The organism is Streptomyces sp. NPDC020422 (assembly GCF_044386705.1).
In the GTDB taxonomy this organism is placed as follows: domain Bacteria; phylum Actinomycetota; class Actinomycetes; order Streptomycetales; family Streptomycetaceae; genus Streptomyces.
Map to the genome: position 1 here is coordinate 405,630 of NZ_JBIRVJ010000008.1, position 21,352 is coordinate 426,981.

Below are 21,352 nucleotides of genomic sequence, written 5' to 3' on the forward strand. Positions count from 1 at the left end.
CCTAGAAGCGGTGGGTGGTCGGGCGGGCCAGGAGGACGTGGGTGAGCACGCACAGCACCGCGGCCGCCGCGCCCGCCGCCACCGGCCCCGCGGCCGGCACGAGCGTCTGCGCGCCCGCCGCGAGCAGGCACACCGCGGCCGCGCTCGACACCGCGCCGAAGGCCTGGAGCAGCAGCCCCAGCCACAGCACCGCGCCCACCAGGAGCAGCGAGCCGATGCGTCCGGGGGCGGCGGCCGCGGCGCCGGGCCACAGCGCGGCGGCGGCGCCGGTCAGGGCGGCCAGCACGCCGAGGTACGCGCCGAGGCAGCGGGCCAGCATGCCGGTGACGGCACGGCGGAACTCGTACGCCGTCGTCAGCAGCCGCAGCCGGGTCAGGCTCGCGCCGCGGAAGCGGTGCAGCAGCCACTCGGCCGGGCCCATGGACAGGGTCAGCGCGATGACCGCGTCGGCTCCCGCGTACAGCACGAGCAGTCCGCTGCCCAGGCCGAACAGGCCGTACGGGAGGGAGGCCGCGAACGGCGGACCGCCGCGGGCGCGGCCGCGGGCGCGGATGCCCTCGCGCGGCAGCGCCGGACGCAGCACCAGGGCGGCGAAGGCCACGGTCGCGGCGAGGGAGGCGAGCAGCAGGCCGGCCCTGAGCGCTTCGGGCAGGTCGTAGCGGAAGGCGGGGACGGCCCCGGCGAGCGGCAGCAGCGCGCAGAGCAGGGCCCGTTCGCGGCCCAGGACGAGCAGCACGGTCGCGGCGCCCAGATAGACCGCCTGGCCCGCCCCGAACAGGGCCGCCGGGGTCTCCCCCGGTCCGGCGGCGGCCACGGCGACGGCCGCGCCCGCGAGCGCGCCCGTCGGGGCTCCGGTGAGCAGCGCGCGGGCGGCGGCCCCGCGGTCGCCGAGGCCCAGCCAGGTGTACGCCCGGTGGGACAGCGCCTGGTTCCACACCCAGCCGGTGACGGCCCCGGCGAACAGCGGCACGGTGCCGGGCGGCAGCCCGTACCGGCCGGGTCCCGCGGCGAGCAGCGGGGCGCCGAGGACGTAGGCGAGGCCGGGCAGGGCGAAGACGAGCCCGCGCAGCAGGCAGCCGGCCAGGCCGGTGTGCCAGGGCCCGGTCGGCGGGCTCTCGGGGGCGGGGTGGCGGCGCTCGACGCGGGCGTAGAGGTCCTCGGCGAGGGCGAAGGAGTCGGCGCGGCCGTAGGTGAGGCGGATGTGGGAGTCGGTCATGCCGTCGGACTCCAGGATCGCCGCTATCTCGTCGGGGTGGACCGCCGCCTCGGCCAACGCGGCGATGCGGCCCGCCAGTTCGTCCAGGGGGTCCGGGGCGGGAACGGACGCGGGGGCCGTTCGCTGGCGCGGGATCGTCGGCAGGGTGTCCCGCGTCGCGCCCGGCTTCAGCCACAGGGAGCCGCTCATGCCCAGGTACCTCGTGTCAGTTCGGTGCGCCACGGGTCGGTCAGGCGGACCGTCCAGTCCTCCGGCTCGGGCGGGGCGGCGACCGGCCGGCCGGCCAGCTCCTGGTAGATGCGGCGGAAGCCGTCCACCGAGCGGTGGAGGGTGAAGCGGTCCACCACCCGCTGGCGCGCGTCGCGGGCCAGGGCGGCCCGGCGGGTGTCGTCCCGGAGCAGGTCCGCCACGGCCGCGGCCATCACCGCCGGTTCGCGGGGCGGGACGACCAGGCCGGTGTCCCCCACCGCCTCGCGTACGCCGCCGACGTCCGTGGAGACGGTGGCCCGGCCGCAGGACATGGCCTCGATGAGGGAGAAGGGGAAGCCCTCGCTGATGGAGGAGAGCATCACGATGTTGCCCGCCGCGTAGGCCCCGGCGACGTCGGAGGTGCGGCCCTCGAAGGTGACGCCGTCGGCCACGCCCAGCTCGGCGGCGAGCTTCTCCAGGCGGGTGCGGTAGTCCTCGTTGCCGGCCGGGACCGGGCCGAAGAGGCGCAGGCGCAGCTCGGGGAGTTCGGCGCGGACGATGGCGTACGCCCTGATCAGGGTCTCCAGGTCCTTGATGGGGTCGACGCGGCCCACCCAGCTGAGGGTCGGGGTCTGAGGTTCGGGGCCGCCCCAGGGGAAGGCGGCGGGGTCGACGCCGTTGTAGACGGTGCGGATGCGGTCGGCGGGGGCGCCGCCGCGCTCCTCCCAGCGCCGGTTGTACTGGTTGCAGGGGGTGATGAGGTCGGCCTTGCGGTAGCCGAGGGAGTTGAGCTCGCGGTAGAAGCCGAGCATGAGGGCCTTGACCGGCCAGCGCTGTGCCTCGGTGCGGTAGCCGAGGTAGCGCTCGCGCAGGTAGATGCCGTGTTCGGTGAGCAGGAAGGGCACCCCTTCGAAGTGCTGGGCGGCGAGCGCCGGCAGCGTGGCGAGGCCGCTGGAGACGGCGTGCGCCACCCGGTCGCCGGGTATCCGCACGGCCAGCGGGCGCAGGGCGTGTTCGAGCAGGTCGGTGGCGGTGAGGGCGTCGTGGACGGTGGGGCGGGCCGCGGCCGTCGGCAGGTGCGGCATGGTCCAGATCCACATGAGGGAGCGCAGCACCCGCTCGGTGCGCAGGGCGGCCGTGAGCCGGCCCGCGCGGGCGAGTTCGGCGAGTTCGTAGAGGCTCTCGCCGAAGTCGCAGGAGGCGGTGGGGTCGAGGATGGCGAGCAGGAGGCGCTCGTAGGTGTCGAGGAAGCGGCGCATGGCCCGGCCCCGGGGCGCCGCGCCCCGCCCCGGGACGCCCCAGAGCGGGAAGGCGCGGTGCTCGGAGACGTTGGGCGGCAGTTCCCAGGTCACGGGTTCGCGACCGCTGCCGGTGAGGGCGAGGATGCGGAAGTCGACCTCGGGCATGCCGCGGACGAGCTGGTCGCACCAGGTGCTGACGCCCCCGTGCACGTGTGGATAGGTGCCTTCGGTGAGCATGGTGACGTGACGGCCACTGCTCGGCATGTGTGTGTCCCCCCGGACGTGCTGGTCGTGGCGGTCAGGCGGTCGGCAGCTTGAGGGTGACCGCGGTCTGGAGCGGCTCGGGAGCGGTCCAGGCGGAGCGGGCACCGGCGTAGGGGGTGCCGAAGGCCGTGGTGCCGAGGAGGAGTTGTTTGCGGGTGCCCTCGGGGGCGGTGACCGGGACGCTGACGCCGGACGGGGCCTTGACGGTGACGGTGCCGCCGACGCGGTAGGCGGTGACCTGGCCGGCGGCGAGCGCCCGGTCCCAGGCGGCACGGCGGTCGAGCTCGGTGCCGACGTCCTTCTGGCGCGGGTTGACGAGCGGGGTGTTGGCGGCGAACAGCTCGCGGTAGTCGGCGAGGATCCGGTCGAGGACCGGGTAGAGGATGCGCTCCTCGGCGAGGTTGGACTGGTGCACGTAGTGCGGGCGCGGGTCGTTGCCCATCACGTGGGCGAGGGCGGTGCGGGCCTCCTGCGGCACGATGTGGTCCGCGTAGCCGGTGGCCGGGTCGAGCGGGGCGGGCAGGCAGGTGGAGGCGGGGTTGGACTCGCAGATGCCGCTGCCGCCGTCGGCGCGCGAGGTGTAGATCCAGTTGTACTCGTCGGTCATCTCGGCGGCGGTGCCCACGTTGTAGTACACGTTCATGGGGTGGCGGGGCACGGTCTGCGCGGCGCCGCTCCCGGTCCCGGTCCCGACGGAACGCTGCTGCGGTTCGCGGGAGTTGTCGCTCGCGGTCCACTTCACGCCGTTGTCGGCGAGGGCGCCGGCGAGGTTGGGGTTGTCCACGGGCTGCTGCGGCAGGGTCTTCAGGCCGGAGTGCTCGCCGGTGACGAGTTCGGTGCGGTCGACCGCGATGCCCTTGCCGTACGCCCAGTTGAGGTTGTCCCGGATCTGGGCCGAGATCTCGCTCCGGCTGGTCCACTTCGTCGCGCCGGTCACCGGGTCCGTGGCACACCGCCAGGGGACGGTGCTCGCGTCCTGGACGCAGCCGAGGAAGGGGTGGGTGTAGGTGTGGTTGACCCAGCGGTACTGCGCGCGGTCGGCGATCAGCTGGGCCGCGAGCGGGTCGGTGCCGCCGTGCTCGGTCTTCCACTGCTCGCCCTGGCCGCCGTTGTAGACCATGTCGAGGAGGAAGCCGGAGGACTTCTGCCAGGCGGCGGCGTACCGGGCGTCGGCGGCGGTCATCCGGACGGGGTTCTCGGGCTCGCCCTCGTCGCCCGCGCAGTCGAGGTCGCCGGGGGTGCAGTTGCGGGCGGTGTCCCAGCGGGCGTCGGGGGCGAGGACGTCGTCGACGTGGACGGAGAGGTAGTTGCGGTCCTGTCCGAGGTGGACGCCCTGGGTGAGCCACTCGACGATGCCGCGGGCCAGGGCCCGGAACTGGCGCTGGTAGCGGTTGTAGGCGAAGGAGACCACGAGCTCGCGTCGGCCGTCGTGGGCGTACTCGCCGATCAGGCTGGCCCGGGCGCCGTCGCCGACGGGCATGTCGAGGTAGCTGGTGTAGCCCGCGCGGGGGCGGCCGGCGTAGCCGTAGCTCTCGGAGACGGCGGGGTCGTTGTCCTCGAAGGTCACCGCCCCCCGCAGGTGCCGGAAGGGGCCCGCCTGCCCGGCGGGGGTGACGGCGGCGCGGGTGCCGTCGAGGACGCCGGACCAGCCGCCGTCGGAGGTGTAGTCGAGCCCGACGCCGGGGTGGGCCCAGGTGTACGCGTCGACCTGCGGGATGCCGAAGGCCTTCTCGTACGCGACGAGGGCGGCCTGCTCGGCGGAGTCGGGGCCGAACACGGCCTCGTGCGGCAGGACGACGCCCTGGTACTTGGCGCGCGGCCGGCCGGTCGCGCTGTCGGAGGCCTCGCTGAGGAAGGCCGCCGTCAGCACCGGGCGGGCCTCGTCGTTCAGGTCCAGGGTGCGGTACGGCACCCCGGAGCCCTTCAGTTCGGCGGTGATCGCCTCCACCGCGCTGCCGCCGTCGTCGACGACGAGCACGGTGAGGTCGATCCGCGGGGCCACCGGCTCGGCGGCGCCGGCCTGTGCGGACGGCACGACGGTGGCGAGCAGCCCCGCCGCGGCGAGGGTCGCGAGACGCGCGGAGCGGGGTGCGCGGCGTGCGCGGGCGGTTCTGGGCGTACGGATTCGGCCGGAGTCCATCACGGTGGTGTCCCCCCTCGGCAGGCCCGCCCGAGCGGGGGGACCTGTGGAGATGCTGCAGATGATGCAAAGGCGAGGGCGTCGCCCTTGCGCGAATGAGGCGAGTGTGAAGGAGCTCCGCCACTTGGCGGGGTAAACGTGAAAGAGACACCACGGATGAGTGAATCGCCGCCGCCGTGAGCGAACGCGGCGAGCGGGCGTAGGCTCGTTCTCGGCGCTCATCGGGCCGAAATACGATGCGGCGGGCACGGTCGGCCCATCCCTCGACCGCCACAGAACTCAATGGAAGCGAGATTTCACCACCGTGACTGCTCTCACTCTCAGCACCGCCGGAGCGGCGACGCTGCGCGCCGACGCCCTCGTGGTCGGCGTCGCGAAGTCCGGTAAGGCGCTCGTCGTCGCCCCCGGCGCCGAGGCCGTCGACCAGGCCTTCGACGGCGGGCTCGCCGCCGTCCTGGAGACTCTGGGTGCCTCCGGTGCCGAAGGTGAGGCGACCAAGCTGCCCGCCCCCGCCGGTGTGAAGGCCCCCGTCGTCCTGGCCGTCGGCCTGGGCTCCGTCCCCGAGGACGGCGAGGCCTACGCCGCCGAGACGCTGCGCCGTGCCGCCGGCACCGCCGCCCGCACCCTGACCGGCTCGAAGAAGGCCGCCTTCGCGCTGCCGATCTCCGCCCCGGAGGACGCCGCCGCGATCGCCGAGGGCGCGCTGCTCGGCGCCTACGCCTACACGGCGTACCAGGACAACGGCAAGGACGCCAAGAAGCCGCTGGCCGAGGTCGCCCTGCTCGGCGCCAAGCCCCGCGACAAGGCCTACAAGGCCGCCGCGGAGCGCGCCCAGGCCGTCGCGGAGGAGATCAACCGCGCCCGCGACCTGATCAACCAGCCGCCGAACGACCTGACCCCGGCCGCCTTCGCCGCCGCCGCCCAGGCCGCCGGCAAGGAGCACGGCCTCAAGGTCCAGGTGCTCGACGAGAAGGCGCTCGCCAAGGGCGGCTACGGCGGCATCCTGGGCGTCGGCCAGGGCTCGCAGAACCCGCCGCGCCTGGTCCGAATCGCCTACACCCACCCGAAGGCGGAGCAGACCCTGGCCCTGGTCGGCAAGGGCATCACCTACGACTCGGGCGGCATCTCCCTGAAGCCGGCCGGCCACAACGAGACGATGAAGTGCGACATGAGCGGTGCCGCCGCCGTGTTCTCCACCGTCGTCGCCGCGGCCCGCCTCGGCCTGGTCGTCAACGTCACCGGCTGGCTGGCGCTGGCCGAGAACATGCCCTCCGGCTCGGCCACCCGCCCGGGCGACGTGCTGCGCATGTACAGCGGCAAGACCGTCGAGGTGCTCAACACGGACGCCGAGGGCCGCCTGGTCCTGGCCGACGCGCTGACCCGGGCCTCGGAGGAGAACCCGGACGCGATCGTCGACGTGGCCACCCTGACCGGTGCCATGGTGCTGGCGCTCGGCAACCGCACCTTCGGCATCATGGCCAACGACGACGCCTACCGGACCGCGATCCACGAGATCGCCGAGGAGGTCGGCGAGCAGTCCTGGCCGATGCCGCTCCCGCCGGAGCTGCGCAAGGGCATGGACTCCCCCACCGCCGACATCGCGAACATGGGCGAGCGGATGGGCGGCGGCCTGGTCGCCGGTCTGTTCCTGCAGGAGTTCGTGGGCGAGGGCATCACCTGGGCCCACCTGGACATCGCGGGCCCGGCCTTCCACGAGGGCGCCCCGTACGGCTACACCCCGAAGGGTGGCACCGGTTCCTCGGTGCGCACGCTGGTGGCCCTCGCGGAGCGGCACGCGGACGGCGAGCTCTGATCCACGCGGACGGCGAGCTCTGATCACTGAGTGATCCCTGTCACGGCCCCCAGGTCAGCGACCTGGGGGCCGTTCGCCCGCGACGAAATCCGTAGCTTCGTACAGGGCCGGGGCCGGTTCGCCGGGTCCATCCGCCGTCTCAGAGCGCGGCCCCGCGTCCCGTCGTCCGGCAACAAGTGCGAAGATGGGTTCTCGGCAGGACAGGGCCCCCACCACAGGGCCGAAGAAAATGCGGCCGGACACCGTAGCCGCCGCCCGGTCACCGAAGACCGGCGACGAGCGCACATGCATGGAGGACGTGACGTGGCGAACGACGCCAGCACCGTTTTCGACCTAGTGATCCTCGGCGGCGGTAGCGGCGGTTACGCCGCGGCGCTGCGCGGAGCGCAGCTGGGCCTGGACGTCGCACTGATCGAGAAGAACAAGCTCGGCGGCACCTGCCTGCACAACGGCTGCATCCCGACGAAGGCCCTGCTCCACGCCGGCGAGGTCGCCGACCAGGCGCGCGAGGCGGAGCAGTTCGGTGTCAAGGCCTCCTTCGAGGGCATCGACATCAAGGCCGTGCACAAGTACAAGGACGACGTGATCTCGGGCCTGTACAAGGGTCTGCAGGGTCTCGTCGCCTCCCGCAAGGTCACCTACATCGAGGGCACCGGCCGCCTGTCCTCGCCGACCTCCGTCGACGTGGACGGCCGCCGCGTCGAGGGCCGTCACGTCCTCCTCGCCACCGGCTCCGTGCCGAAGTCGCTGCCGGGCCTGGAGATCGACGGCAACCGGATCATCTCCTCGGACCACGCGCTGACCCTGGACCGCGTCCCGGAGTCCGCGATCATCCTCGGCGGCGGTGTCATCGGCGTCGAGTTCGCCTCCGCGTGGAAGTCCTTCGGCACCGACGTCACGGTCATCGAGGGCCTGAAGCACCTGGTCCCGGTCGAGGACGAGAACAGCTCGAAGCTGCTGGAGCGCGCGTTCCGCAAGCGGGGCATCAAGTTCAACCTCGGCACCTTCTTCCAGTCGGCCGAGTACACCGAGAACGGTGTCAAGGTCACGCTGGCCGACGGCAAGACCTTCGAGGCCGAGGTGCTGCTCGTCGCCATCGGCCGCGGCCCGGTCTCGGCCGGTCTCGGCTACGAGGAGCAGGGCGTCGCGATGGACCGCGGCTACGTCCTCGTCGACGAGTACATGCGCACCAACGTGCCCACCATCTCCGCGGTCGGCGACCTGGTCCCGACGCTCCAGCTCGCGCACGTCGGCTTCGCCGAGGGCATCCTGGTGGCGGAGCGTCTGGCCGGTCTGAAGACCGTTCCGATCGACTACGACGGCGTGCCGCGGGTGACGTACTGCCACCCGGAGGTCGCCTCCGTCGGTATCACCGAGGCCAAGGCCAAGGAGATCTACGGCGCGGACAAGGTCGTCGCCCTGAAGTACAACCTCGCGGGCAACGGCAAGAGCAAGATCCTCAAGACCGCGGGCGAGATCAAGCTCGTCCAGGTCAAGGACGGTGCCGTGGTCGGCGTCCACATGGTCGGTGACCGCATGGGCGAGCAGGTCGGCGAGGCGCAGCTGATCTACAACTGGGAGGCGCTGCCGGCCGAGGTCGCGCAGCTCATCCACGCCCACCCGACGCAGAACGAGGCCCTCGGCGAGGCCCACCTGGCCCTGGCCGGCAAGCCTCTCCACTCCCACGACTGACGCTCACGTCAGCAACGGGCGCGACGACCACTTTCCGCAATTCGTTAGGAGCAACCGAAACCATGTCGGTTTCCGTAACCCTGCCGGCGCTCGGCGAGAGCGTCACCGAGGGCACCGTCACCCGCTGGCTCAAGGCCGAGGGTGAGCGTGTCGAGGCCGACGAGCCGCTGCTCGAGGTCTCGACCGACAAGGTCGACACCGAGATCCCCGCCCCCGCCTCGGGCATCCTGGCCTCCATCAAGGTCGCCGAGGACGAGACGGTCGAGGTCGGCGCCGAGCTGGCCATCATCGACGACGGCTCCGGCGCCCCCGCGGCCGCCCCGGCCCCGGCCGCCGAGGCCGCTCCGGCTCCGGCCGCCGCCCCGGCTCCGGCCGCCGAGGCCCCCGCCGCCCCGGCCCCCGCGGCCGAGGCTCCGGCCTCCGCCCCCGCCGGTGCCGCCGAGGGCACCGACGTCGTGCTGCCCGCCCTGGGCGAGTCCGTCACCGAGGGCACCGTGACCCGCTGGCTGAAGTCGGTCGGCGAGACCGTCGAGGCCGACGAGCCGCTGCTCGAGGTCTCCACGGACAAGGTCGACACCGAGATCCCGGCGCCCGCCTCCGGCGTGCTGCTCGAGATCGTCGTCGGCGAGGACGAGACCGCCGAGGTCGGCGCCAAGCTGGCCGTCATCGGTGCCGCCGGTGCCGCGCCCGCCGCCGCCCCGGCCCCGGCCGCCCCGGCCCCGGCCGCTGCTCCGGCTCCGGCCGCCGCCCCGGCCCCGGCCGCTCCGGCTCCGGCGCCCGCCCCGGTGGCTCCGGCCGCTCCGGTCGCGGCCCCGGCCCCGGTCGCCGCTCCGGCTCCGGCCGCCCCCGCCGCCGCACAGCCGGCGGAGGACGGCGCGTACGTGACCCCGCTGGTCCGCAAGCTCGCCACCGAGAACGGTGTCGACCTGGCGTCCGTCAAGGGCACGGGCGTCGGCGGCCGCATCCGCAAGCAGGACGTCCTCGCGGCCGCCGAGGCCAAGAAGGCCGCTCCGGCACCGGCCGCCGCCGCTCCGGCCGCTCCGGCCGCCGCCAAGGCCCCGGCCCTGGAGGTCTCCCCGCTGCGCGGCCAGACCGTCAAGATGACCCGCATGCGCAAGGTCATCGGCGACAACATGATGAAGGCGCTGCACGGCCAGGCCCAGCTGTCCTCGGTCGTCGAGGTCGACATCACCAAGCTGATGAAGCTGCGCGCCCGCGCCAAGGACGCGTTCGCCGCCCGCGAGGGCGTCAAGCTCTCCCCGATGCCGTTCTTCGTGAAGGCGGCGGCCCAGGCGCTGAAGGCCCACCCGGTCATCAACGCCCGGATCAACGAGGACGAGGGCACCATCACGTACTTCGACTCGGAGAACATCGGCATCGCCGTGGACTCCGAGAAGGGTCTGATGACGCCGGTCATCAAGGGTGCGGGCGACCTGAACATCGCCGGCATCTCCAAGGCCACCGCCGAGCTGGCCGGCAAGGTCCGCGGCAACAAGATCACGCCGGACGAGCTGGCCGGTGCGACCTTCACCATCAGCAACACCGGTTCGCGCGGTGCGCTGTTCGACACGATCATCGTCCCGCCGAACCAGGTCGCCATCCTGGGCATCGGCGCCACGGTGAAGCGTCCGGCCGTCATCGAGACCGCCGAGGGCACCGTCATCGGCGTCCGCGACATGACCTACCTGACGCTCTCCTACGACCACCGTCTGGTGGACGGCGCCGACGCCGCCCGCTACCTGACGGCCGTCAAGGCGATCCTGGAGGCCGGCGAGTTCGAGGTCGACCTCGGTCTGTAAGGCGCGCTGCCGGAAGGCAACGTAACAAGCCTCACCTGCGGTGTCCCCGTCCGGATGTGTTTCCGGGCGGGGACACCGCCGTATTGTCTAAGAGTCAATGACTCCCTAAGGAGCGGCTTCCATGACCATGCCCGTCGTCCATTCGCTGCGCGAGCAGATCCGCGAGCACATCGTGGAGGGCATCGTCAGCGGGCGCTGGAAGCCGGGCGAGCGGATCGTGGAGCGACGGATCGCCACGGAGCTGGAGGTCTCGCAGACCCCGGTGCGCGAGGCGCTGCGCGAGCTGGAGTCGCTGCGGCTGATCGAGTCGGCGCCCAACAAGGGCGTCCGGGTGCGCAATCTGACCGCCGCCGACCTGGAGGAGAGCTACCCCGTACGAGCCGGTCTGGAGCAGATCGCGGCCGAGCTGGCGGCCGGCCGGCTGGCGGCGGACTGCTCGACCCTGGAGCCGCACGTGGCGGCCCTGTACGAGGCGGACGCGGCCTCGGACGGCACGGCACAGGTGCGGCACACGGTGGCGTTCCACCGGGAGCTGGTGAAGGCGGCCGGGAACAGCGTGCTCCTGCACACCTGGGAGGGCCTGGGCATCGAGGTCTTCACGGCGCTGTCGATCCGCTGGCTGGGCACGGTGCAGAAGTCGTACGCGGAGGAGCACCAGGAGCTCGTGGAGGCCTTCCGCAGGGGCGACCCGGACATCGGCGCGCTGGTGAAGGCGCATGTCCTCGGGTGCGCCCCGAGGGCGTAGCCGCGGCTTCCTTCCGGAGCTCTTCGACGAGCGGGTCCGCCTCCGGGCGGACCCGCTCGTTTGTGCGAGGGCGGCCTCAGAGGGTCGGCTTCACCTGCGAAAACAAGGCACCCGGTGCCCTTTCTCGCGGCACCCTGTGCCGACTTTGGTGCTCCGGGCATCTTTTTCCCGGCGAAGCTTTGATCGATCATCGATCGAGCGCTTACAGTCTTCCGCGGGCCGTTACCCGGCCCTTCGCCCTGTCCTGCCAGACAAGGCCTCTTTATCTCCACCCCCACCTGTCCGGAAGGCGGCGATCATGACCGATCCCGTAGGCAAGATTCCGAGCGAGCTCGACCAGCTCCCGGACCGTGACACCGAGGAGACCGCCGAGTGGGCGGCCTCCCTGGACGCCGTCACCAAGGCCGCCGGCCCCCACCGGGCCGCCTACCTGATGCGCCGCACGCTCCAGCACGCCGAGGGCGCGGGCCTGGCCCTGCCCAAGCTGCTGGAGACGGACTACGTCAACACCATCCCCACCTCCGCCGAGCCCTCGGTCACCGAGTTCGGCGGCGACGAGGAGATGGAGCGGAAGATCACCGCCTGGAACCGCTGGAACGCGGCCGCGATGGTCACCCGCGGCTCCAAGCACGGCGTCGGCGGCCACATCGCCACCTTCGCCTCCGCGGCCTGGCTCTACGAGACCGGCTTCAACCACTTCTTCAAGGGCAAGGAGTCGGGCGCCGCCGAGGGCTCCGGCGACCAGCTCTACATCCAGGGCCACGCCTCCCCCGGCATCTACGCCCGCGCCTTCCTCGACGGACGGCTGAACGAGGGCCACCTCGACAACTTCCGGCAGGAGTCCGGCGGCAACGGTCTGCCCTCCTACCCGCACCCGCGGCGCCTGCCCTGGCTGTGGGAGTTCCCCACCGTCTCCATGGGCCTCGGCCCGCTCTCCGCGATCTACCAGGCGCGCTTCAACCGCTACCTGACCAACCGCAACATCAAGGACGTCTCCGCCTCGCACGTGTGGGCGTTCCTCGGTGACGGCGAGATGGACGAGCCGGAGTCGACCGCCGCCCTGGCGCTCGCCGCCCGCGAGGGTCTGGACAACCTGACCTTCGTCATCAACTGCAACCTGCAGCGCCTCGACGGCCCGGTCCGCGCCAACTTCAAGATCGTGCAGGAGCTTGAGGCCCAGTTCCGCGGCGCCGGCTGGAACGTGGTCAAGACCCTGTGGGGCAACGCCTGGGACGAGCTGTTCGCGCTCGACACCACCGGCGCCCTGGTCCGCCGCCTCCGCGAGGTGCCGGACGCGCAGGTCCAGACGTACCAGACCCGCGACGCCGCCTACATCCGCCAGGACTTCTTCGGCAAGGACCCGGCGCTCGTCGAGATGGCGAAGCTGCTGAGCGACGACAAGATCCTCGAGTGCTTCCATCTCTCCCGCGGCGGCCACGAGCCGCGGAAGGTGTACGCCGCGTACAAGGCCGCCCTGGAGTTCAAGGGCGCGCCGACGGTCATCCTCGCGCAGACCGTCAAGGGCTTCACCCTGGGTGAGGGCTTCGCGTCGAAGAACGCGAACCACCAGATGAAGAAGCTCACGACGGACGAGTTCAAGAACATGCGCGACCTTCTCGAGCTGCCGATCTCGGACGCCGAGTTCGTCGACGGTGTCGTCCCCTACGGCCACCCGGGCGCCGACTCCCCCGAGGTCCGCTACCTCCAGGAGCGCCGCGCGGCCCTCGGCGGCCCCGCCCCGGCCCGTCGCGTGCACCCGCTCGCGCCGCTGCCGGCGCCGGCCGAGAAGACCTTCGCCGCCTTCGACAAGGGCTCCGGCTCGCAGTCCATCGCCACCACGATGGCCTTCGTCCGCCTGGTCAAGGACCTGGTCCGCGACAAGGAGACCGGCAAGCGCTGGGTCCCGATCGTCCCCGACGAGGCCCGCACCTTCGGCATGGAGTCGCTGTTCCCCTCGCTCGGCATCTACTCGCCGAAGGGCCAGACGTACGAGCCGGTCGACCGCGACCAGCTGATGTACTACAAGGAGGCCGTCAACGGCCAGATCCTGAACGAGGGCATCACCGAGGCCGGCTCCATGGCCGACTTCATCGCCGCCTCGACGTCGTACGCGACGCACGGCGAGGCGATGATCCCGTTCTACATCTTCTACTCGATGTTCGGCTGGCAGCGGACCGCCGACCAGATGTGGCAGCTCGGCGACCAGCTCGGCCGCGGCTTCCTCGTCGGCGCCACCGCCGGCCGCACCACCCTGACCGGTGAGGGCCTCCAGCACGCCGACGGCCACTCCCCGGTGATCGCGGCCACCAACCCGGCGGCGCTGACGTACGACCCGGCGTTCGCCTACGAGGTCGCGGCCATCGTCAAGGAGGGCCTGCGCCGGATGTACGGCGAGGCGGCCGAGGGCGAGGACCAGAACGTCTTCTACTACCTCACCGTCTACAACGAGCCGATGCCGCAGCCGGCCAAGCCGTCCGGGGTCGACGAGGGCATCATCAAGGGCCTCTACCGCTTCAACACGGCCGAGTCGGCCGGCCTGGAGCTGCCTGCGAACGCCTCGCGGATCCAGCTGCTCTCCTCCGGCACGGCCATCCACTGGGCCCTGGAGGCGCAGAAGCTGCTCGCCGAGGAGTGGGGCGTGGCCGCCGACGTGTGGTCCGCCACCTCCTGGACCGAGCTGCGCCGTGACGCGCTGGAGGCCGACGCGGCCCTGCTGCGCGGCGAGGAGCGCGTGCCGTACGTGCGCCAGGCCCTGGCGGGCGTGGACTCCCCGGTCCTCGCCGTCTCGGACTACATGCGCCAGGTCCCGGACCAGATCGCGCAGTGGGTCGAGCAGGACTGGTCCTCGCTGGGCGCCGACGGCTTCGGCCTGTCGGACACCCGCGACGCCGCCCGCCGCCACTTCGGCGTCGACGCCCAGTCGATCGTGGTCGCCGCGCTCGCCCAGCTCGCCCGCCGCGGCGAGGTCAAGGCGACCTCGGTGAAGGAGGCGCGGGAGCGCTACGGCCTGTAAGGGCCGCTTGATCCACTCGGGGCGGGCGGCACGCATGATGGAGTCATGCGTGCCGCCCGCCTCATCAAGTTGGTGCTCCTGCTCCAGTCCCGGCCGTCCATGACGGCCGCCGAACTCGCCGCCGAGCTGGAGGTGTCGGAGCGCACCATCACCCGCGACGCCCTCGCCCTCTCCGAGGCGGGGGTGCCGGTGTACGCGGACCGGGGCCGGGCGGGCGGCTACCGGCTCGTCGGCGGCTACCGGACCCGGCTGACCGGGCTCGCCCGCGGGGAGGCGGAGGCGCTGTTCCTGTCGGGGCTCCCGCAGGCGCTGAGGGACCTGGGGCTCGCCGACGCGGCCTCCGCGGCCCGGCTGAAGGTGTCGGCGGCGCTGCTGCCCTCGCTGCGGGACGCGCCGGAGGCGGTGGGCCGCCGCTTCCACCTGGACGCGCCCGCCTGGTACCAGGAGCCGGAGACCCCGGCGCTGCTGGCGCCGCTCGCGGACGCGGTCTGGGACGACCGCCCGGTGCGGGCCCGCTACCGGCGCGGCGACACGGAGGTGGAGCGCGCGCTCGAACCGTACGGTCTCGTCCTGAAGGCCGGCGTCTGGTATGTGTGCGCGCGGCCCCAGGACGGGGCCGGCTCGTTCCGCACCTACCGGGTGGACCGGTTCACCGAGGTGGCCGTGGCGGAGGAGCGCTTCGAGCGGGACCCCGGCTTCGAGCTGGCGGCGTTCTGGGGCGAGCGCTCCGCCGAGTTCGCGCGTTCGCTGCTGCGGGCCGAGGTGGAGTTGCGGCTGACCCCGGCGGGGGCGCGGCGGCTGCCGTACGTGACGGACCGCGCGGCGGCCGAGGAGGCGGTGGCGGCGGGGGTCGCCGAGGACGGCCCGGCGCGGGACGGCCGGATCCGGACGGTCCTGCGCGTGGAGAGCGAGGAGGTCGCCTTCGGGCAGCTCCTCGCGCTGGGCCCGGAGGTGGAGGTGCTGGCCCCGGCGACGCTCCGCGCGCGGTTCGCGGAGGCCGCCAGGGGCCTGGCCGAGCTCTACCGGTAGTCCTCCGGGCGGGCGTCCGGGTCGGTCTCCTTGGCGACGAGGAAGCCCCAGGCGTCGGGGCGGGAGCCGTCGGCGTCGGTGAACCCGTACTCCGCGGCGAGCTGTCCGCTGGAGAGCGACTGTCCGGTCCAGCGGCGCCGGTCGGGGTCGGCGGCGAGGGCGGCGACGGCCCGCCCGACGTAGACCGGGGACTCGGCGACGGCGAAGTCGGGGATCTTCTCGGCGGCCTCGCGCCAGTTCTCCTCGGTGACGCCGAACCCGGCGAGCATCTGCTCGGAGCGCAGCCAGCCCGGGGTGACGGAGACGGCCGTGCCGCCGTACTCCTCCAGCTCCCTGGCGAGGCCGAAGGCCATCCGGATCGGGGCGTTCTTGGCGAGGTCGTAGAAGAGGTTCTCGCGGTAGCGGGTGCCGTTGTACGCGCGGGTGCCGTCGGTGACCTCGACGACGAGCCCGCCGGGGTTCCGGGTCAGCAGCGGCAGCGCGGCGTGGGAGGTGATGGCGTGCGTCTTCACGCCGAGTTCGAGCATCCGCAGTCCGCCGGCGAGGTCGGTCTCCCAGGTCTTCCTGCCGAAGGTGACCAGGTGCTCGCCGCCCCAGACGTCGTTGACGAGGACGTCGAGCCTGCCCTGCTCGCGGTCGATCCGCTCGACGAGCGCGCGGACCTGCTCGGGCTCCAGGTGGTCGGTGGGGACGGCGATGCCCCGGCCGCCGGCGGCGGTGACGAGTTCGGCGGTCTCCTCGATGGTCTCGGTCGCCCGGCCGACCTCGCTGAGCCGTTCCCGGGTGGTGCGTCCGGTGGCGTAGACGGTGGCTCCGGCGGCTCCGAGCTGGACGGCGATGCCCCGGCCCGCGCCGCGGGTGGCGCCCGCGACGAGGGCGATCCGGCCTGCGAGTGGCTTCGTGGTGGTGGTCATGGGCCGAGCCTGACAGGAAAATACGACATCTTCCGTCCGGATTGTTTTCGGCCGTTTCCGGGTGCGTCGCCCGGCCCCACCCACGATGCTGGACCCGTGATGGACGAGACGGAGTTCTGGGAGCTGATCGACTCCACCCGGGAGCGGGCGGAGGGCGATCCGGAGGAGCACGCCGACCTGCTCGTGGAGCGGCTGACCCTGCTGGACCCGGACGCCGTCCTGGACTTCGCGCGCCATTTCGAGGCCCGCTACAACCGCGCGTACACCTGGGACCTGTGGGGCGCGGCGGCGGTGCTGTTCGACGGGGCGGGGGACGACGCCTTCGACTACTTCCGCTGCTGGCTGATCGGCCAGGGCCGGGAGGTCTTCGAGGGGGCGGTGCACGATCCGGACGCGCTGGCGGAGCTGCTCGACACCTTCGACGAGGAGATCGACGGGGACGGCGAGGAGCTGGGCTTCGCGGCGGACGAGGCGTACGAGCGGCTGACCGGCGTGGAGGCGCCGGACCTGGGGATCCCGCCGCAGCCGGGCGAGCCGGAGGGCACGCCCGTCGACCTGGAGGACGACGAGGCCCTCGCGGCCCGCTTCCCGCGGCTGTGGGCCCGGTTCGGTCCCGGCTGACGGGGGCAGGGGGCGCCGGGACCGCACCGGGCCGGTCTCCCGCTCTTCGGGCCGCGGCACCGGGCTCCCCCGGCGCGAGGATCGTGTCGGGCGTCAGAAGTGGGTGCCGCCGTCGATGCGGACCTCGGTGCCGGTGATGAACCTGCCGTCCTCGGAGGCGAGCATCGCGACGACGCCGGCGACGGTCTCGGGGCCCGCGAAGCCCTGGCCGAGGGCGGGGGCGAGCTTGCCGAAGAGCGACCAGTCGGTGTCGTCGGGCAGGCCGGGGCCCATGGACTGCTTGCTGGCGCCGCTGCCGTCGGTCATGCCCGAGGAGATGGAGCCGGGCTGGACCGCGGTGAAGCGGATGCCCTGCTTGGCGTACTCGGCGGCGAGCGCGTGGGTCATGGACTGGATGCCGCCCTTGCTGGCCGCGTAGGCCGCCATGTAGGGGTGGGCGAACATCGCCGAGGTGGAGGAGAAGTTGACGACGGCGGCGCCGTCGCCCTTCAGGAGCGCCGGTATGGCCTCGCGGATCACGAGGAAGGTGCCGGTGAGGTTGATCCGGATCACCTGCTCGAAGGCGTCGAGGCCGGTCTCGTGGGTGTGCGAGGAGCGCAGGATGCCGGCCGCGTTGACCAGGACGTCCAGGCCGCCGAGGGCCTCGACGGCGGCGGCGACGCCCTCGCGTACGGAGGTCTCGTCGGCGATGTCCACCACGAGGGTGGTGAGGCGGTCGGCGGCGGCACCGGCCTTGGCGGCGGTGTCCTGGAGGCCGTCCTCGCTGATGTCGGCGGCGACGACGCTGCCGCCTTCCGCCAGCATGCGCAGCACGGTGGCCTGGCCGATGCCGGAGCCGCCGCCCGTGACCAGGGCACGGCGTCCTTCGTAACGGGTCAGTTGGTTCATGACGGCAACCTCTCGGGGGTGGGATCCGGAATGCTGCCACCGTACGCCCAAGTGGCACGTTTTGCCATAGCTGCACGACGTGCACGCCTGGCAGTCGCGGGCGTACTCTGGGTGGGGTGAGCGACAAGAGCGAGAACACACCCCCGCGCGCCCCCTCCCTGACGGAGCGCCGCAAGGCGGCCACCCAGCTGGACATCGCCCGCGCCGCCGCCGAGCTGTTCACCGAGCGCGGCCCGGACGACACCACGGCCGAGGACATCGCCCAGCGGGCCGGGGTCGCGCTGCGCACCTTCTACCGCTACTTCCGCTCCAAGCAGGACGCCGTCGCCCCGCTCCTCGCGGGCGGCGCGGACCGCTGGCGCGCCGAGCTCGCCGCCACCGCGCCGGGCACCGCCCTGCCGACCGCCCTGGAGCGCTCCATCGCGGACTCGCTCACCGCGCGGGGCGAGGAGGCGGAGGAGGGCCTGCGCTGGACCCGCGGGCTGCTGCGCGCGGCGGAGCACGACCCGGCGCTGCGGGCCGTCTGGTACCGCGTCAACCAGGAGTCCGAGGACCGGTTGCGCGAGGTCCTCACCGGCCTCGCGGGCCCGGGCGCCGACCCGCTGGAGCTGCGCCTGGCGGCCGCGGCGGCGACGGACGCGATCCGGATCGCCCTGGAGACCTGGGCGGAGACCGACGCGCCGGTGCGGGGCGAGGGGGCGCCGGCGGGCCTCGCGGTGCGGTGCCTGCGGGAGCTGATGGGCGGGATGCGGGTGCTGGGGCCGGGCCCCTCAGCCCAGTGAGCGCCCCATGAGGACGTCGTCGACATACGTCCCCTCCAGGAGGAACTCCCCCGGCAGCACGCCCTCCTGGACGAAGCCCTCGGCGGCGTAGAGGGCGCGGGCCGGCGCGTTGTGCCCGAGGACGCGCAGGGTGATCCGGGTGGCACCCTGCTCGCGGGCCCGCTCCATCGCGGCGCGCACCAGCGCGCGGGCCACGCCCCGGCCCCGGGCGTCCTCGCCCACGACGAGGCCCTGGATCTGGCGGACGTGGGCGTTGCAGGCGAGCGGGGTGGCCGGGACCAGCCGCACGTAGCCGACGACACCCGCGTCCCGGAGCTCCGCGACCAGGTAGTGCTCGGGCAGGTGCCGCTCGTCGTGGAAGAAGCGCTCGCCGGGCTCCGGGGCGGGCAGCACGGCGTGGAGCGGCGACCAGCTGACGCGGTCGAGCTCGGCGAGGACGGGCTCGTCGGCGAGGACGGCCTGGCGTATCCGAATCTCCGGGGCGATCATGCGGGTCACTGTGCCACGGGCGGGCCGGCGGGGGCAGGATGGGCGCATGCAGCGCTCCTCACGCCCCTCCGCCCGCCGCCGCGTCGCCGTCACCGGCACGACCGGTCTGATCGGCTCCGCCCTCGTGCGCTCCCTGCGCGCCGACGGACACGACGTGCTCCGCCTGGTCCGACGGCCCGCCGCGGCCGCCGACGAGGTGGAGTGGGACCCGGCGCGGCTGTACGTGGACGCCGCCGGACTCGTCGGCGTGGACGCGGTCGTGCACCTGGCGGGCGCGGGTGTCGGCGAGCGGCGCTGGACCGAGGCGTACAAGAAGGAGATCCGCGACAGCCGGGTGCGCGGCACGCGGGCGGTCGCCGAAGCGCTCGCCTCGCTGGCCGACCCGCCCGAGGTGCTGGTGTGCGGCACCGCGCTCGGCTACTACGGGGACACCGGTTCGCGCGCGGTGGACGAGGGCGCGCCCGCGGGCGAGGGCTTCCTGCCCTCGGTGTGCGTCGAGTGGGAGGCCGCCGCGGCCCCCGCGGAAGCGGCCGGGATCCGGGTGGCGTACGCCCGTACCGGTCTGGTCGTGGCGCGCGAGGGCGGGGCGTGGGGGCGCCTGTTCCCGCTGTTCCGGGCCGGGCTCGGGGGACGGATGGGCGACGGGCGCCAGTACTGGAGCTTCATCGCGCTGCACGACGAGGTCGCCGCGCTGCGCCATCTGATCGACACCCCGTCGGTGGCGGGACCGGTGAACCTGACCGCGCCCGAGCCGGTCACCAACCGCGAGGTGACGGCGGCGATGGGGCGCGTACTGCGCCGCCCGGCCTTCTTCCATGTGCCGGCGGCGGCCCTGCGGCTCGCCCTCGGGGAGTTCGCGCAGGATGTGCTGGGCAGTCAGCGGGTGCTGCCGGGGCGCCTGTTGGAGTCGGGCTTCGACTTCGCGTTCCCGACGATCGAGGAGTCGGTGCGGGCGGCGGCGCGCTGAGGTGGGGCGGGTGAACCGGGTCGGGTGAACCCGGCCCGGCCCGCCGGCATGCCCGGTCCTCGGACTCCCCCATGCGCTCCCCCGTGCTGCGTGCACCCCGTCGCGCGCGGCTTCGCGGGGTGGGAGCGCTGCCTAGTCTCTTGCGAACTCGGGCATTCCGGAGGCCTGTTGGGGGCATAGGCCTCCCACCAACCGCGCCGACCTGGGGAGGGGCACGTGCTCAACAACTCGGACGTCGTCGTCGTAGGAGCCGGGATCGCGGGTCTCGCGGCGGCTCGGCTGCTGACCGAGGCCGGTCTCTCGGTCACGGTCCTGGAGGCAGCGCCGCGGATCGGCGGCCGGATGACGACCGACACGGTCGACGGCTTCCGGCTCGACCGCGTCGGACCCCTGCTGACCACGCCGCAGCTGGAAGGGGTCCCGCTGCGGGCCTTCGCCCCGGGGGTCGTCGTGCACAGCGACGGCCGGTACGGGCGGTGGGGGGCGCCGCACGCGCCCTGGACCTCGCGGGGGGCGGGGGCCCCGGGCGTGGGGGGAGCACGCGCCCGGGCGCGCGCCCTGGCGAGCGCCCCCAGGAATCCGGCCGTCTCGCTCGACCAGGCGCGGCTCGGCGCCTCCCTGGTCCGGCTGGCCACCACCCCCACCGCGCGTCTGCTCACCCGCGCCGAGCGGAGCGCCCGGGAGGCGCTGACGGCCAGGCTGCCCGCCCGCACGGTCCAGGGGGTGTTGCGCCCGCTGGTGGCCGCGCTCCTCGGCGACCCCGATCTCGGCACCTCGAGCCGGCGGGCGGACCTCGCGCTGCGGTCGTTCGCGCGGGGCCGGACCAGCGTGCCCGAGGGCGGTTCGGGGGCGCTGCCGGAGCGGCTGGCGGCGGCGCTGCCGCCGGGGACGGTGCGTACCGGCGTCGAGGTCACCGAGCTGTCCATCGCCCGGGTCACGACGGCGGAGCACGGGGTGTTCACCTGCCGCTCGGTGGTCCTGGCGACGGGCGGCCGGACCGCGGCGGAGCTGCTGCCGGGGCTGCGGGTGCCGGAGTACCACGCGGCGACCGTGCTGCACCACACGGCGCCCGCCGCCCCGACCGGGGAGCCGGTGCTGCTCCTGGAGTCCGACCCGGGCGGTCCGGGCGCGCACAGCGCGGTGATGAGCGCGGTCGACCCGAGCCGGGCGCCGGCCGGGCGGCCGCTGATCACGACCACGGTGCTCGGGACGCCGCCGGACGACGTGGAGCGCCGGGTCCGCAAGCACCTGGCGACGCTGTACGGGACGTCGACGGACGAGTGGGAGCTGCTCGCGCAGCACCACACGCCGCACGCCTTCCCGGCGATGCGGCCGCCGTTCGACCCGGAGCGCCCGGTCCGCGTCCTGTCCGGCCTGTACGTGTGCGGCGACCACCGCGCCACGGGCACCCCGGTCGGCGCCCTGACCTCCGCCCGCCGCGCGGCGACGACCCTCCTGACGGACCTGGGCCTGCGCCCGGCTTCGACGGCGGCGGAGGTGGTGGCGGCTTAGGGGCCCGCCGCCGAGGGCCTCTCCGGGCGGCGAGGCCG

Annotated in this window: 16 protein-coding genes; 10 read left to right on the forward strand and 6 right to left on the reverse strand. The window is 73.6% G+C overall.

Going from position 1 to position 21,352, the window contains the following annotated elements:
- Position 1: 1 nt before the first annotated feature.
- Genes ACH414_RS23730 through ACH414_RS23740 form a run of 3 tightly spaced genes read right to left on the reverse strand, consistent with a single transcriptional unit; the run spans position 2 to position 5,050 of the window.
- Positions 2-1,405, reverse strand: coding sequence for a hypothetical protein (locus tag ACH414_RS23730; protein ID WP_398943228.1), 1,404 nt, complete (start codon positions 1,403-1,405; stop codon positions 2-4).
- Positions 1,402-2,910 (reverse strand): GT4 family glycosyltransferase PelF, encoded by a 1,509-nt coding sequence (gene pelF, locus ACH414_RS23735; protein WP_382548942.1) that lies wholly within the window; start codon positions 2,908-2,910, stop codon positions 1,402-1,404. Before pelF ends, ACH414_RS23730 begins: the two co-directional genes overlap by 4 nt.
- Positions 2,911-2,944: 34 nt before the next feature.
- The gene (locus ACH414_RS23740; RefSeq protein WP_398943230.1) at positions 2,945-5,050 is read right to left on the reverse strand and encodes a hypothetical protein; all 2,106 of its coding nucleotides are present in this window, start codon (positions 5,048-5,050) and stop codon (positions 2,945-2,947) included.
- Positions 5,051-5,354: 304 nt separating this feature from the next.
- Here ACH414_RS23740 and ACH414_RS23745 point away from each other — a divergent pair, with 304 nt between their 5' ends.
- The 6 genes from ACH414_RS23745 to ACH414_RS23770 all read left to right on the forward strand — a co-directional run bounded on the left by ACH414_RS23745 (position 5,355) and on the right by ACH414_RS23770 (position 15,141).
- A complete protein-coding gene (locus ACH414_RS23745) occupies positions 5,355-6,863 on the forward strand; it encodes a leucyl aminopeptidase (protein ID WP_382548945.1) in 1,509 nt (502 codons plus the stop codon).
- Between the two features lie 303 nt (positions 6,864-7,166).
- Entirely contained in the window at positions 7,167-8,555 is a 1,389-nt protein-coding gene (gene lpdA / locus ACH414_RS23750) for a dihydrolipoyl dehydrogenase (protein ID WP_382548947.1), read from the forward strand.
- A 62-nt stretch (positions 8,556-8,617) separates the two neighbouring features.
- Complete coding sequence (gene sucB / locus ACH414_RS23755; RefSeq protein WP_398943232.1) at positions 8,618-10,354, forward strand: 2-oxoglutarate dehydrogenase, E2 component, dihydrolipoamide succinyltransferase; 1,737 nt, start codon at positions 8,618-8,620, stop codon at positions 10,352-10,354.
- A gap of 121 nt (positions 10,355-10,475) precedes the next feature.
- Positions 10,476-11,099: a GntR family transcriptional regulator gene (locus tag ACH414_RS23760; RefSeq protein WP_382548951.1), complete on the forward strand. Its 624-nt coding sequence runs from the start codon at positions 10,476-10,478 to the stop codon at positions 11,097-11,099.
- 298 nt (positions 11,100-11,397) lie between these two features.
- Positions 11,398-14,112 carry a pyruvate dehydrogenase (acetyl-transferring), homodimeric type gene (gene aceE / locus ACH414_RS23765; protein WP_382548953.1) on the forward strand — a complete coding sequence of 905 codons (2,715 nt, stop codon included), beginning with the start codon at positions 11,398-11,400 and terminating at the stop codon, positions 14,110-14,112.
- A gap of 45 nt (positions 14,113-14,157) precedes the next feature.
- Positions 14,158-15,141: a helix-turn-helix transcriptional regulator gene (locus tag ACH414_RS23770; protein WP_382548955.1), complete on the forward strand. Its 984-nt coding sequence runs from the start codon at positions 14,158-14,160 to the stop codon at positions 15,139-15,141.
- Here the strand turns inward: ACH414_RS23770 and ACH414_RS23775 are convergent.
- Positions 15,132-16,055, reverse strand: a complete 924-nt coding sequence (locus ACH414_RS23775) for an SDR family oxidoreductase (RefSeq protein WP_398943234.1) — start codon at positions 16,053-16,055, stop codon at positions 15,132-15,134. The genes ACH414_RS23770 and ACH414_RS23775 overlap by 10 nt on opposite strands.
- Positions 16,056-16,154: 99 nt before the next feature.
- On the opposite strand from ACH414_RS23775, the gene ACH414_RS23780 reads away from it, so the two are divergent.
- Entirely contained in the window at positions 16,155-16,676 is a 522-nt protein-coding gene (locus ACH414_RS23780; protein ID WP_382548983.1) for a DUF4240 domain-containing protein, read from the forward strand.
- Positions 16,677-16,769: 93 nt separating this feature from the next.
- Here ACH414_RS23780 and ACH414_RS23785 read toward each other — a convergent pair whose 3' ends face one another.
- Positions 16,770-17,564 carry an SDR family NAD(P)-dependent oxidoreductase gene (locus ACH414_RS23785; protein ID WP_382548959.1) on the reverse strand — a complete coding sequence of 265 codons (795 nt, stop codon included), beginning with the start codon at positions 17,562-17,564 and terminating at the stop codon, positions 16,770-16,772.
- Between the two features lie 116 nt (positions 17,565-17,680).
- Between ACH414_RS23785 and ACH414_RS23790 the strand changes: the two genes are divergently transcribed.
- Positions 17,681-18,346, forward strand: coding sequence for a TetR/AcrR family transcriptional regulator (locus ACH414_RS23790; RefSeq protein WP_382548961.1), 666 nt, complete (start codon positions 17,681-17,683; stop codon positions 18,344-18,346).
- Here the strand turns inward: ACH414_RS23790 and ACH414_RS23795 are convergent.
- On the reverse strand, positions 18,335-18,835 hold the full coding sequence (locus ACH414_RS23795; RefSeq protein WP_398943236.1) for a GNAT family N-acetyltransferase: 501 nt from the start codon (positions 18,833-18,835) through the stop codon (positions 18,335-18,337). The two genes, ACH414_RS23790 and ACH414_RS23795, sit on opposite strands and share 12 nt — an antisense overlap.
- 46 nt (positions 18,836-18,881) lie before the next feature.
- Here ACH414_RS23795 and ACH414_RS23800 point away from each other — a divergent pair, with 46 nt between their 5' ends.
- Both ACH414_RS23800 and ACH414_RS23805 read left to right on the forward strand, forming a co-directional pair.
- Positions 18,882-19,802, forward strand: a complete 921-nt coding sequence (locus ACH414_RS23800) for a TIGR01777 family oxidoreductase (protein WP_391769662.1) — start codon at positions 18,882-18,884, stop codon at positions 19,800-19,802.
- A gap of 216 nt (positions 19,803-20,018) precedes the next feature.
- Positions 20,019-21,314, forward strand: a complete 1,296-nt coding sequence (locus ACH414_RS23805; RefSeq protein WP_386565182.1) for an NAD(P)/FAD-dependent oxidoreductase — start codon at positions 20,019-20,021, stop codon at positions 21,312-21,314.
- The last annotated feature ends 38 nt before the right edge of the window (positions 21,315-21,352 follow it).